General features: G+C 67.2%; 11 protein-coding genes. 8 read left to right on the top strand and 3 right to left on the bottom strand.

All coding sequences use genetic code 11. The features are described from left to right. Positions 1 to 21 precede the first annotated feature (21 nt). The 5 genes from AC1DNF_RS13420 (at position 22) to AC1DNF_RS13440 (ending at position 5,299) form a co-directional block, all read left to right on the top strand. A complete protein-coding gene (locus tag AC1DNF_RS13420; RefSeq protein ID WP_478149096.1) occupies positions 22 to 1,974 on the top strand; it encodes an MFS transporter in 1,953 nt (650 codons plus the stop codon). Positions 1,975 to 1,987: 13 nt separating this feature from the next. Continuing rightward, a complete protein-coding gene (locus tag AC1DNF_RS13425) occupies positions 1,988 to 2,647 on the top strand; it encodes a phosphatase PAP2 family protein (RefSeq protein WP_478149097.1) in 660 nt (219 codons plus the stop codon). 269 nt (positions 2,648 to 2,916) lie between these two features. Further along, a complete protein-coding gene (locus tag AC1DNF_RS13430) occupies positions 2,917 to 3,165 on the top strand; it encodes a hypothetical protein (RefSeq protein WP_478149098.1) in 249 nt (82 codons plus the stop codon). 1 nt (position 3,166) lies between these two features. Beyond that, positions 3,167 to 4,258 carry a serine endopeptidase gene (locus tag AC1DNF_RS13435; protein WP_478149099.1) on the top strand — a complete coding sequence of 364 codons (1,092 nt, stop codon included), beginning with the start codon at positions 3,167 to 3,169 and terminating at the stop codon, positions 4,256 to 4,258. 93 nt (positions 4,259 to 4,351) lie between these two features. Beyond that, entirely contained in the window at positions 4,352 to 5,299 is a 948-nt protein-coding gene (locus AC1DNF_RS13440; RefSeq protein WP_478149100.1) for an aldose 1-epimerase, read from the top strand. Between the two features lie 39 nt (positions 5,300 to 5,338). Here AC1DNF_RS13440 and tgt read toward each other — a convergent pair whose 3' ends face one another. Together tgt and queA are read right to left on the bottom strand one after the other, a co-directional pair. Next, a complete protein-coding gene (gene tgt / locus AC1DNF_RS13445) occupies positions 5,339 to 6,511 on the bottom strand; it encodes a tRNA guanosine(34) transglycosylase Tgt (RefSeq protein WP_478149101.1) in 1,173 nt (390 codons plus the stop codon). Positions 6,512 to 6,517: 6 nt separating this feature from the next. Next, entirely contained in the window at positions 6,518 to 7,558 is a 1,041-nt protein-coding gene (gene queA / locus AC1DNF_RS13450) for a tRNA preQ1(34) S-adenosylmethionine ribosyltransferase-isomerase QueA (RefSeq protein ID WP_478149102.1), read from the bottom strand. Between the two features lie 94 nt (positions 7,559 to 7,652). Between queA and recG the strand changes: the two genes are divergently transcribed. Then, on the top strand, positions 7,653 to 9,761 hold the full coding sequence (recG, locus tag AC1DNF_RS13455) for an ATP-dependent DNA helicase RecG (RefSeq protein ID WP_478149103.1): 2,109 nt from the start codon (positions 7,653 to 7,655) through the stop codon (positions 9,759 to 9,761). Between the two features lie 70 nt (positions 9,762 to 9,831). On the opposite strand, the gene AC1DNF_RS13460 is transcribed toward recG, so the two are convergent. After that, positions 9,832 to 10,749, bottom strand: a complete 918-nt coding sequence (locus tag AC1DNF_RS13460; RefSeq protein ID WP_478149104.1) for a LysR family transcriptional regulator — start codon at positions 10,747 to 10,749, stop codon at positions 9,832 to 9,834. 98 nt (positions 10,750 to 10,847) lie between these two features. Between AC1DNF_RS13460 and AC1DNF_RS13465 the strand changes: the two genes are divergently transcribed. Continuing rightward, entirely contained in the window at positions 10,848 to 12,398 is a 1,551-nt protein-coding gene (locus AC1DNF_RS13465) for a nitronate monooxygenase (protein WP_478149105.1), read from the top strand. A gap of 286 nt (positions 12,399 to 12,684) precedes the next feature. Beyond that, a complete protein-coding gene (locus AC1DNF_RS13470; RefSeq protein ID WP_478149106.1) occupies positions 12,685 to 13,464 on the top strand; it encodes a class II aldolase/adducin family protein in 780 nt (259 codons plus the stop codon). Positions 13,465 to 13,473 lie beyond the last annotated feature (9 nt).

A 13,473-nucleotide genomic window follows, 5' to 3' on the forward strand; every position in this document is an offset into this window, starting at 1 on the left:
GGAGCCCGCAAGGGTCATCGAATGACATTACCGGTCGACGCCTCGCCCGTCATCGCGCCCGACACACAGGCGCATGCCAATCAGTTCGCCCTCCTGGGGCAACGGCGCTTCGCGCCCTTCTTCTGGACCCAGTTCGCGGGTGCGGCGAACGACAACCTGTTCAAGTTCGCCTTCACTGTGATGGTGACCTACCAGCTCCAGCTCGACTGGATGCCGCCCACGATGGCGGGTCTGGTGATCGGCGCGCTGTTCATCCTGCCTTTCCTGCTGTTCTCCGCGACGGCGGGGCAACTCACCGACAAGTTCGACAAGACGAAGATGATCCGCTTCGTCAAGAACCTCGAGATCGCGATCATGCTCATCGCGGCCTGGGGCTTCCTGCGTGCGGATGCGGCGGTTCTGCTGGGATGCGTGTTCCTGATGGGGCTGCATTCCACGCTTTTCGGCCCCGTGAAGTTCGCCTACCTGCCGCAAGTTCTGGAAGCGCGGGAACTGACCGGCGGCAACGGTATGGTCGAGATGGGCACTTTTGTCGCCATCCTCCTCGGGCAGGTGGCGGGCGGCCTGCTGGTGGCCGTCCCGCAGATCGGCCACACGACGGTGGCGGTCGCCTGTGTCTTCCTGGCTCTTGTCGGGCGATCCGTGGCTCAGCTCGTTCCTCCGGTGCCGGCCACCGATCCCGCCCTTAGGATCAACTGGAATCCGGTCAGCGAAACCTGGCGCAACCTCAAGCTGGCGCGCGGCAGCTCGGTGGTTTTCCGGTCTCTGCTGGGCATCTCGTGGATGTGGTTCTTCGGTGCCGTCTTCCTCAGCCAGTTTCCGAGTTTCGCCAAGGAGGTGCTGCATGGCGACGAGCAGGTCGCCTCTCTGCTGCTCGTGGTGTTCTCGATCGGCATCGGTGCCGGCTCGCTGCTGTGCGAGACGCTGAGCCGCCGCCAGGTGGAGATCGGCCTGGTACCGCTCGGGGCGATCGGCATGAGCGTGTTCGCGATCGACCTGTACTTCGCATCGCGTTCCCTGCCCGCGGTGGCCGAGATGGGGATCGGCAGCTTCCTGGGCCAGGCGGCGCACTGGCGGCTGATGGCCGACCTGGGGCTGCTGTCGCTGTTCGCCGGGCTCTACAGTGTGCCGATGTACGCGCTGATCCAGTTGCGCAGCCTGCCGACGCACAGGGCGCGCATCATCGCGGCCAACAACATCCTCAATGCGCTGTTCATGATCGCGAGTTCGGTGATTGCCGGCGCGCTGCTCAAGAGCGGTTTCACCATTCCGCAGATTTTCCTTTTCACCGGAGTCGCCAACGCGGTGGTTGCGCTCTACATCTTCATGCTGGTGCCGGAGTACCTGCTGCGCTTCGTGGCCTGGGTGCTGTCGCGCTTCGTCTATCGCTTCGACGTGAAGGGCGAGGAGCACATTCCGGCCCAGGGTCCCGCGGTGCTGGTGTGCAACCACGTGAGCTTCATCGACGCGGTGCTCCTGATGGCCGCGAGCCCGCGTCCGATCCGATTCATCATGGATCACCGCATCTTCCGCGTGCCCGTGCTCGGATGGCTGTTCAAGCTCGCCAGGGCCATTCCGGTTGCGTCGCAGAGGGAAGACCCCCGCGCCTACGAGCGGGCCTTCGTGCAGGCGGTCCAGGTCCTGCGCGAAGGCGATCTGCTCGCCATCTTTCCCGAGGGCGCGATCACGAGGGACGGAAGCCTGCAGCCGTTCAAGGGCGGCGTGATGAAGATCCTCGACGCGGCGCGGGCCGAGGGTGTCGATCCGCCGGTGGTTCCGATGGCGCTGACCAATCTCTGGGGCTCGTTCTTCAGCCGCGTGGAGGTGCGCGATGGCGAGAACGTCGCGATGGTGCGTCCTTTCCGCCGGGGGGTCTTCAGTCGCGTGGGGCTCAACGTCGGCAGCGCGATGCCGCGCGCCGACGTTCAGCCCGAGGCGCTGCAACGGCGCGTGAGCGGATTGCTGGGCGCGTGACAATGTCTGTCTGATGGACCTTCCTTTTCCCGCCGAGTTCTGGCATTCGCTCACCTGGTTCGGAGACAGTGGTTTTCTGCTGCCCGCCGCGCTGTGGATCTCGGTCTGGCTGGGCGTGCGAAGCGCCACGCGGCCTGTCGCATGGCTTTGGATGCTGCTGTTCGGCGCCGGAGGTGCGCTGATCGCCGCCTCGAAGATTGCCTTCCTGGGCTGGGGCATCGGCAGCGCCACCCTCAATTTCACGGGCTTCAGCGGGCACACGGCGCTATCTGCAAGTGTCTGGCCGGTCGCCTGCTGGTTGACGGCCTCGCGCTGGGACCATCGTGTCCGGATATCGGCGGCGGTGTTCGGCGTGGTCCTGGCGGTATGCATCGGCACCTCGCGGCTCGCGCTCTATGCGCATTCCAAGTCCGAGGTGGCCGCGGGTCTTGCGCTGGGTCTCGCCATCAGCGGCTGCTTCCTCTGGCAACAGCATGACCGGCCGCACCCGCGCTTGAACTGGACCCTGGTCGTCCTCAGCCTGTGCTCGTCCATGCTCTTCCTGCGGCCGGGCAATGCCGCGCCGACGCAAAGCGCGCTGGAGGTGATCGCGATCCGGCTGGCGGGCATCGACCAGCCCTTCACGCGCGAGGACTTGCTCGCGCGGCGAAAGGTGCATTCGGGTATCGAATAGAGATACCGCTGGCGCATGAAGCTGCCACCGGTGCAGTCATCCGCCCGCGGGAGCGCAGGTGCGAATCATCATCCGCGCACCTTCATCACGTCCCGAAGCACTCATGCAAACCTTCTCTCCGCCGCCGGCAACTGGCAACAGGCACCCCGGCTGTTCAGCACATCTCGATAGCACATCATGAAGAAGTCATCCCTCACGGTTCTGATCGCTGCGTGCGCTGCACGGGGCACCCGCGGCGCGGCGGAGTTGCTGCACGGCGAGAGCCTGTCATGAGCAAGGCGACCACCAACTTTGGCCCGTATGACCGGGAGTATCAGGCCCGTGTGCCCCGCGAACGACGCCTGCTCAAGGGCATCCTGCAGGTACTGCTGATGCTGGCGGCTGTCATTCTGGCAGGCCTGTTTCTGTTTCCGCTGAACGCGCACTCGGGCCGTTCTGGCGAGCACGCCACACAGACCGCGGGGCTCGCCGCCGCCCCCGGTCTTTCTGAACCTGCAGCGCAAGTCGAGAAGGAGTGACATGAGCAAATCTCTACGCCTGTCGGAAAAGTGGTTTCGCCGTGGCCTTTGGCTTGTGGCGCTCGTGTTCGCGAGTTTCCTGATCGGCCTGGGCAGCACGGTCGTCGGCGATCTGCCACAGGTGGAGCGCAAGCTGGGTCTGGACGACTTCATCGACCGCGCGGCGGCCGAGCCGCTGCGCGCCACGATCACTGCATCCGAACGCACGGAACGGCAATCCGCGGGTGAGCGCGAACAGGCCGAACTCAAGCTCGCCGCGGCCCAGCAAGCCACGCGGGCGGCGCGCGAGACCTTCTCGAACTGGCTCGCGACCCGCAGGGCCACCGCGCAACCCGATCAGGACATCGAGCTGATCGCGCGCACGAAGGCGCTCGATGCGCTCAAGCTCAAGGAAGACGAAGCCCAGCAAGCCGTGGCTGCCCAGCGCCAGATTGCCCTCGACGCGCGTCAGGCCCGCCAGCATGCAGTGCAGCAGCTCGCGGTGCTGGAAGAACGTGCGCGCGTCGAGCTCGATGCGGACAATAGGCGCGTCGAGCTGCGCGTCTTCGGGTATCGCCTCGCGCTCACTCTGCCGCTGCTCGTGATCGCCGGCTGGCTGTTCGCGAAGAAGCGCAAGAGCACTTGGTGGCCCTTCGTCTGGGGGTTCATCTACTTCGCGCTGTTTGCGTTCTTCGTCGAACTCGTTCCCTATCTGCCGAGCTACGGCGGCTACGTTCGTTACGTGGTCGGCATCGTGGTCACGGTGCTCGTGGGTCGCTATGCGATCGTTGCGCTCAACAGCTATCTTGCGCGGCAGAAGCTGGCCGAGGCACAGCCCGACACGGTGCGCCGCAATGAACTGAGCTACGACACGGCGCTCGGGCGTCTCGCCAAGGGCGTGTGCCCGGGCTGCGAGCGGCCGGTGGACTTGAAGAACACCGAGATCGACTTCTGTCCGCATTGCGGCATCGGCCTGTTCGACCATTGCCGCGTGTGCGAGGCGCGCAAGAGCGCGTTCTCCAAGTTCTGCCACGCCTGCGGGACGGCGGCCGTGGCCGGCGCGCCGGCCGCGCAACCATTGCCGGCCCAGGTCCAGCCAGCGCCGAGCGCGTAGTCCGGCGCGGCACGCATCCTCGCGTCGTCGGGCGCGCGTGATGTCCGCGCTTGAACGAGAATGCCGCGTTCGCAACGACCTTGGTCACATCGAATGAACGACGACAAGATGCAGGCGCCGGCTGCCTCGGCCCCCGGGGATTTGGTACGCCTTGCAGCGGGTTCGCTGTGTCTTCTGCTGGCGCCGGATGTCGGCGGCGCGGTGGCGGCCTTCTATGACGAGCAGGCGGGCGAGCGCTTTGACTGGCTGCGCCCGGCCACCACCGAAGCCCTGGCCCGGCGCGATGTTTCCGCGATGGCCAGTTACCCGCTCCTTCCCTGGTGCAACCGCATCCGCGACGGGCGTGCGCATTTCGCCGGCCGCGAGGTCGCGATCGCGCCGGGGCATCCCGCCCAGCCCTCGGGCCGCCATCCGCTCCATGGCATCGGTTGGCTGCGGCCCTGGCAGGTGGCCGAGGCCTCGACGACGCGCGCCCGGCTCGCGCTGAGCGTCGAAGCCGACGCCCAGTGGCCTTGGCGCTTCGAGGCTTCGCAGCTTTTCGAACTCGAGCCGGCAGGACTTCGCTGCACGATCACGCTGACCAATCGGGACACGGCGCCCATGCCCGCGGGCATGGGCCACCATCCTTACTTCCCGCATCGCGCGGGCACGCGCCTGCAATCGGATACCGCCGCCATGTGGCGCGGCGACGCCGAGGTGATGCCGGTGGCTCTCGAGCGGACTGCCGAGGTGGCCCGCTTGCGTGAAGGCGTGCTGCTGGCCGATCTGGACCTGGACAACAATTTCGTGGGCTGGCAGCACGAGACCCGCATCGAATGGCCGATGGCCTCCCGTGTCCTGGTGATGGCGGCCGAATCGCCGCTCGACTTCTTCGTCCTGTACTGTCCGCGTGGCGCCGAGCACTTCTGCGCCGAGCCGGTGAGCCAATGCACCGATGCGATCAACCTGTGGGCGCGCCACGGACCCGATCAGGTGGGTGGAACGTCCCTCGCGCCCGGCGCGTCGATCACGGGGTGCTGGACACTGCGATCGCAGCAGTGAGCCGATGGCGCCGCAGGCGCTCGGCGCGTGCCCTGCCTGTCACACGCCGCGTGCGCGCTCGGTCTTGAACTTCGCGCGGAACTCGCTGAAACGGCCTGCCTCCAGCGCCTCGCGCATCTCGCGCATCAGGTTCAGGTAGTAGTGCAGGTTGTGGATGGTCGTGAGCATGGGGCCGAGCATCTCGCCGCAGCGGTCGAGGTGGTGCAGGTAGGCCCGGCTGAAACCGTCGCGGCCGCCATCGTTCCAGGCGATGCCCGAGGCGCCCGCGCAGGCATGGCAGCGGCAGCTCGGATCGATTGGCTGAGGATCGCTCTTGTGGCGCGCATTGCGCATCTTGAGGTCGCCGAAGCGAGTGAACAGCGTGCCGTTGCGCGCGTTGCGCGTGGGCATCACGCAGTCGAACATGTCGACGCCTTGCGCCACGCCTTCGACCAGGTCCTCCGGCGTGCCGACACCCATGAGATAGCGGGGCTTGTTCGCCGGCAGCCTGTGCGGCGTGTGCGCCATGATGCGCAGCATCTCGTCCTTGGGCTCGCCGACGCTCACGCCGCCGACCGCGTAGCCGGGAAAGTCCATCTCCACCAGCCGGGCCAGGGATTCCTCGCGCAGGTTCTCGAACATGCCGCCCTGCACGATCCCGAACAGCGCATTGGGGTTCTCGAGGCGCGCGAACTCGCTGCGGCAGCGCTCGGCCCAGCGCAGGCTGAGCTCCATCGAGATGCGGGCTTCGGCCTCGGTCGTCACGTGGCCCTGCGTGTCGTACGGCGTGCATTCGTCGAACTGCATGACGATGTCGCTATTGAGCAGGGTCTGGATCTGCATCGAGACCTCGGGCGTGAGGAAGAGCTTGTCGCCGTTCACCGGCGACGCGAACTTCACGCCTTCCTCGCTGATCTTGCGCATGGCGCCGAGCGACCAGACCTGGAAGCCGCCCGAATCCGTGAGGATGGGCTTGTCCCATTTCTCGAACTGGTGGAGACCGCCGAAGTTCGCCATCACGTCGAGGCCGGGACGCATCCACAGATGGAAGGTGTTGCCCAGGATGATCTGCGCGCCCATTTCATCGAGGCTGCGCGGCATCACGCCCTTGACGGTGCCATAAGTGCCCACGGGCATGAAGATGGGTGTCTGCACCACGCCGTGATTCAGCGTGAGCTTGCCGCGCCGCGCGTGGCTTGCGGTGTCGTTGGCGATGAGTTCGAAGTTCAGCATGGTGGTTCAGGGCTTTCGTGCGAGCAGCATGGCGTCGCCGTAGCTGAAGAAGCGGTAGCGTTCGCGGATCGCATGGGCATAGAGCGCCATCACGTGTTCGTAGCCCGCGAAGGCGCTCACCAGCATCATGAGCGTGCTCTTGGGAAGGTGGAAGTTGGTGAGGAGCAGGTCGACGTGCGCAAAGACGAAACCCGGCGTGATGAAGATCCGGGTGTCGCCGGCGGCTTCACCGCTCTTGGCCCACGATTCAAGCGTGCGCACGGTGGTAGTGCCGACGGCGATGATGCGTCCGCCGCGCTCCCTGGTTTCGGCGATCGCCTCCTGTGTCGCGGCTGGAACTTCGTAGCGCTCGGCATGCATCGTGTGCTCGGCGATGTTTTCCGTCTTGACGGGTTGGAAGGTCCCGGCGCCGACGTGGAGCGTGACGCTGGCGCGCCGCACGCCGCGCGCTTCGAGTTGCGCCAGCGAGGATGCGTCGAAATGCAGGGCGGCCGTCGGTGCCGCCACCGCGCCCGGCACGCGGGCGAACACCGTCTGGTAGCGGCTCTCGTCATCCGCCGAGTCGGTGTGCGTGATGTAGGGCGGCAGGGGAACGTGACCGCAGCGAGTCATCAGCGCGTAGGGATCCTCGCCCGTCGCGCTGTCGAAGCGAAAGCGAAACAGGGCCCCGTCCTCCTGCGGCCATCGGCCGAGCAGCGTGGCGCTGAAGCCGCCGGCCATCGACAGGATCGTGCCGAGCTGCGGCTTCTTGCTGACCTTCATGTGGGCGACGACCTCGTTGTCCTGCAGCACCCGTTCGACCAGCAGTTCGAGCTTGCCGCCGGTGGGCTTTTCGCCGAAGAGGCGCGCCTTGACGACCTTCGTGTCATTGAAGACCAGCAAGTCGCCGGCGCGGAGCAGCGAAGGCAGCTCCCTGAAGATGCGGTCGACGGGCGGGGCGGCGGTGCCATCCAGCAGGCGCGAGGCGCTGCGTTCGGCTGCGGGGTGCTGGGCCACCAGTTCGGGTGGCAGATCGAAATCGAAATCGGAAAGCGTGAAGGCGCGCATGATGCTTGAGGGCCGGACGGGCCCGTTCCAAGGGTGCCGGGACTCGGCGAGGAAGCAGGGGAAGAATAGGCGAAGAGACGGGCAGAATTGTCCCATGCCCGCCACCGCCAAGTCCTTGCCGCCGGAAAAGCCCGCGCCGCCGCCCGCCCCGGGCACGGGGCTGAGCGCGGTGCAGCGGGCGTTGCGCAAGCTCGGCCTTCTGCGCGACATCGACTTCGCGCTCTACCTTCCCATGCGCTACGAGGACGAGACGCGCGTGGTGCGGCTGGCCGACTCGCGGGGCGGCGAGGTGGCGCAGATCGAGGCGGTCGTGACCGACAGCGAGGTCGTCTTCCGCCCGCGCCGGCAACTGATCGTGACGGTGGACGATGGCAGCGAAACCTGCCAGCTTCGGTTCTTCAATTTCTATCCGTCGCAGCAGAAACAGCTGGAAGTCGGCGCGCGGGTGCGCGTGCGCGGCGAAGTGCGGGGCGGGTTCCTTGGCCGGCAGATGATGCACCCGACCGTCAAGGCCGCAGGCACGCCCTTGCCGGAAGCCCTGACGCCGGTCTACTCGACGATCGCGGGTCTGGCGCAACCGGTGCTGAGGCGCGAGGTGCGTTCCGGTCTGGCGCGGGCAACGCTCGACGAGATTCTTCCGCCCGGCGCGGCGCCCCCCGGCATGTGGGATCTGCGCCGGGCGCTGTCCTTTCTCCACTATCCGGCGCCCGACGTTTCGATGGCCACGCTGGAAGACCACAGCCACCCGGCATGGCAGCGGCTCAAGGCCGACGAGCTGCTCGCGCAGCAGCTCTCGCAACTTCAGGCGCGCCTGGCGCGTGCCGCGCAGCGCGCGCCCCTGCTTGACGCGGCCGGCTCGGGCGCCGCCCTGCACCACGAACTGCTGGCCGTGCTTCCCTTCGCGTTGACGGGAGCGCAGCAACGCGTCGGCGACGAGATCACGCGCGACCTGGCGCGCGAAGTCCCGATGCACCGCCTGCTCCAGGGCGACGTCGGCTCCGGCAAGACCGTGGTGGCGGCGCTCGCGGCGGCGCGCTGCATCGACGCCGGGTACCAATGCGCGCTGATGGCCCCGACCGAGATCCTCGCCGCCCAGCATTTCGGCAAGCTGGTTGGATGGCTCGACCCGCTCCTGGCCGAACGCGGCCTGCGCGTGGCCTGGCTGACCGGGAGCCAGAAGAAGAAGGAGCGCGATGCGATGGCCGCCGCGGTCGAGAGCGGCGAGGCCGCGCTGGTGATCGGCACGCATGCGGTCATCTCCGAAAAGGTGCGCTTCAGGAAGCTCGCGCTGGCCATCATCGATGAGCAGCATCGCTTCGGCGTCGCGCAACGCCTCGCGCTGCGCGGCAAGGCCGGAGGGGATCTAGAACCGCACCTGCTGATGATGAGTGCCACGCCGATCCCGCGCACGTTGGCGATGAGCTACTACGCGGACCTGGACGTTTCCACGCTCGACGAGTTGCCGCCGGGGCGCACGCCGATCGTCACCAAGCTGGTGGCCGAGCATCGGCGCGACGAGGTCATCGACCGCATCCGCGCCCAGCTCTCGCAGGGGCGGCAGGTCTACTGGGTCTGCCCGCTGATCGAAGAGAGCGAAGCGGTCGACCTGCGCAACGCGACCGAGACGCGCGACGAACTGGCCGCGGCGCTCGGTGCGCATGTGAGCGTCGGCCTGCTGCATTCGCGCATGCCGACGGCCGAGAAACAGGCGGTGATGGAAAGCTTCACGGCCAACGGGCTGCAGGTGCTGGTCAGCACCACGGTGATCGAGGTCGGCGTCGACGTGCCCAACGCCTCGCTGATGGTGATCGAGCACGCCGAGCGCTTCGGGCTTTCGCAGTTGCACCAGTTGCGCGGCCGGGTGGGGCGGGGGGCGGCAGCCTCGGCATGTGTGCTGCTGTATGCGGCCAACGAAGGCGGCCGGGTCGGCGAGGCCGCGCGCGCGCGGCTCAAGGCCATGGTGGAGACCAGCGACGGCTTCGAGATCGCGCGGCGCGACCTCGACATCCGCGGACCTGGCGAGTTCCTCGGCGCGCGGCAATCCGGCGCGCCGCTCCTGCGATTTGCCGACCTGAGCATCGATGTGCTGCTGCTCGACTGGGCGCGCGAACTCGCGCCGCGGATGCTGCAGCGCTACCCGGAACTCGCGCAGAAGCACATCGACAGATGGCTGGGAAGCAAGGCCGAATACCTCAAGGCCTGAAGGGAACGCATCGACAAAGCCCCTTGCTCGCGCAGCGATCCTCAGGACAGCGAGGGCTGCGCGGTGATCATCAAGGCGGACTGACCGTCGCCGGCCAAGCCGCCGGCAGCGGTCTGGGTTCGATCGACTGGTCAAGCCCCGGCTTTTCGTTGTCGGCGGCGATCATGCGCAATCCGTTGCGTGCCCGGCCGAGGGTCTCGTTCTCTCTTTGCGCGGCGTAAACGGCGAAGGCCGAATGCGAGAACTCGGGCGCGTTCTTCACGCGATGGAGACGGCCGTCCGCCAGAAAGGGTTGCGCCGTACCGGTGCGGAAATAGCCCGAGCCCCCGACGGTCAACAGATAGGTCAAGGCGAGCGGGCCGAGCGAGATGGCCACGGGCGGGTTGCTCAGTTCCGCGAAGGCCGCCTGGTGGTTGGCCGCGAAGCTGGGGCCCCAGTCGACGTATACGTACTGGCGCGGGTCGAGCACGCCGTCCGCGGCGCTCGTGACCATGATCAGCTTTTCCTCGACGAGGAGTTCGGACACAAGGCCTGGCCGCTGCGGCGGGTTGTAGAGCACCGCCAGGTCCAGCGAGCCGTCCTGCACGCCGTCCAGCAGGCGTGCCGGGTTGCCGACCTCCGCGCGCAGCGCGATCTCCGGGCAGACGTGGTGCATCCAGATGAGCCAGTCGGCCAGCAGCGGATGCCAGAGGCTGAGTTCGCCGCCCACACTCACGCCGTCCTCCAGGCCGGGAGGCAGGGCGACGGTTTGACGCGCACGCTCCCACACCTGTACCAGCGTCGTGGCGTGGCGCACGAAGCGCTGGCCGGAGGCGGTGAGGCGGGCGCCGGCCTTGTTGCGGACGAACAGCTGCCGCCCGAGTTGTTCCTCCAGCGTGCGGATTCGCGCGCTGACAGCGGTCTGTGTCAGATGCAGCCGGTCGGCGGCCGAGATGAAGCTGCCGCTCGCGGCGACTTCGAGAAAGGTGCGAGCAAGGCCGATGTCCATGATTTGACATCAATATTATTGGATCTATTTTCAATAAAAAGTCATTTGCTGCTGAGAAGCTGCAATTCGACAATCGAACGCTGATGCAAGGAGCGTTCATGTCCATTTCTCCAGAGGCGGCGGTTTCGGACTTCGCGGGCATGGCCAAAGTCTTGCACCGGCCCGTCTGCGATCTGCTCGGATGCCGTTTCCCCATCGTGCTGGCGGGGATGGGCGGCGTGGCACGGTCCGAGCTGGCCGTCGCCGTCACGCAGGCGGGAGGCTTCGCTTTCCTCGGCATGGTGCGGGAGCCGGTGGCATTGATTCGCGAGGAGGTGCGGCGGGTGCGCGAGCGGACCGATCGGCAGTTCGGCGTCAACGTCATTCCCGCGGCGACCGAGCCGTCATTGCTGGATGCGCAGATCGACGCCTGCATCGAACTCGGTGTGCCGGTGATCGGTCTGTTCTGGGATCTTTCCACGGCCATCGTGCAGCGGCTGCGCGACGCGGGCGTGCTGGTGGTCTGCCAGGTGGGCACGGTCGCCGAGGCATGCGCGGCGCAGGACGCGGGCGCTCAGATCCTGATCGTGCAGGGGCAGGAAGCCGGCGGACACGTGCGCGGCAACCGGCCGCTGGCTCAGCTGTTGCCGGACGTGCTGGCGGCGACCAGCCTGCCTGTCATGGCGGCGGGGGGGATTGCCGACGGTGCCGACGTTGCGACACTGCTGTCGCTGGGCGCGCAGGGGGCTGTTGTCGGCACCGCCTTCATTCCCACCCACGAATCCTTCGCGCATGAGTTTCACAAGCAGCGCATCGTCGGCGCGGCCCGCGGCCAGACCGTGCTGACGGACGCTTTTCACATCAACTGGCCCCCGGGCGCGCGTGTCCGGGTGCTGGGCAACAGCGTGACGCGCGGTGAGCACGGCGATCCCTTCGCAACGAGGAGGACCGTGATCGGTGAAGAGGCGGGCCGGCCGATCTATCTCTTCAGCACGGACTCTCCGCTGCGATCGATGACCGGGAACTTCGAGGCGATGGCGGCGTATGCGGGCGAGGGTGCCGGGCGCATCGGTGCGGTGGTGGGTGCCGCGGAGCGCTTGCATCGGATCGTCGCGCGCGCCGCCGCCAGCCTGCGCGTCGAGACCGCGACGCCTCCCGAGCGCATGCAGCTGTCCTCGCCCGTCTGCTACGCCGACGAGATGGATGCGGCTTTCATGGGTCTGGCCGGCGACGAGGAGATCGTGGCGTCGCTGAACGAACTGCTGGAGGCGGAGCGCGCGGGTGCCCGCGTCACGCTGCGCAGTGCCGCGCAGACACAGGACCCGGAGCTCAAGCGGCTGGTGAGCGCCATCCATCGCGATGAAGTGCGGTGGTGCGGCGTGCTGATCGCAGCCATCCAGTCCTTGCGCGCCACGCCGACGACACGCACCGGCGCCTTCCATGACAAGGCCATGGCCATCGACGACTTGCGCGAGCGGATGCTTTTTCTCAACCGCGGCCAGTCCTGGGTTGTCCGCAAGCTGCGCGCGTTGCTGCCGCGCATCCGCGATGAACGCATCTGCGCGCAGCTCGTCGCCATGCTCGCATCGCACGAAGCAAACATCGGGCTGGTGGAGGTCCGCATCGGCCCGGCGGAGCGCGCGGGTGCCCGCGTCACGCTGCGCCTGTAGAGCGACAACTACAAGGCGCAGAGCGCGAAACGACGACGTGGCGATCTACCAGATCGTGGGGCGTAAGGCGGGCCGGCCGGCGGACACCTTGCCCTGGTCGCGCCGCTACATCTCGCCACGCCCGGCCCGTGAAGGCGGCAGCGATTGTCCAGGGATCCGAACAGTATGTTCGGCCACACGTGATTTATCGAAAGCACCCGCGTGACTAAGCTGACTCTTGCACTTCACAGACGGCCAGGAGCCTTTCGCCCAAAGAGCCGCGGCGTGCAGAGGAGACATCGCTTTCATGCAGACAGATATCGTTGCCCAGGCGCAGGCGCTGTGCCCTCATGGCATGCCGCAGCAGGAATGGCAGGCGCGCGTCGAACTCGCCGCGTGCTATCGCGTGTTCGACCGGTTGGGCTGGATCGAGCTTGTGTTCAATCACATCACGGTGCGCGTGCCGGGCGAGCGGCCCGCCTTCCTGATCAACCCGTTCGGCCTCAACTACGAGGAAGTGACGGCCAGCAACCTGATCAAGGTGGGCCATGACGGCGTGCCGCTCGAAGACACCCCGCATCATGTGAATCGCGCGGGCTTCGTGATCCACAGTGCCGTGCACGCGGCACGGCCCGATGCGCACTGCGTGATGCACACCCACACCACGGCCGGCATGGCGGTCGCGTGCAAGCGCGACGGGCTGGGGCACGACGACTTCTACGGCGCCGAGCTGTTCGGCGACGTCGCGTACCACGCGTTCGAAGGCATCACCGTGCACGACGACGAGGGCCCGCGCCTGGTCGCGAGCCTGGGCGACAAGCGCGTGATGATCCTGCGTAACCACGGCATGCTCGTCACCGGAAGCAACGTCTTCAATGCCTTCCGCTGGATGTGGACGCTGCAGCGCGCCTGCGAGGTGCAGCTCGCGGCGGGGGGCCTGCCCGGCCCCGACCTGCCGCTTGCGGACGACGTCCGGCTCGCCTGCGCCCGTGACGCAAAGGCATTCGAACCCAGGGAGACATTGGAGCGCATGCTCTTTGCCAGTGTCTTGCGCCGCGGCCGCGTCGAAGCGGCGTCGCTGGTCTGACGACGGCAG

It is taken from the genome of Variovorax sp. 01T432, from assembly GCF_056398605.1.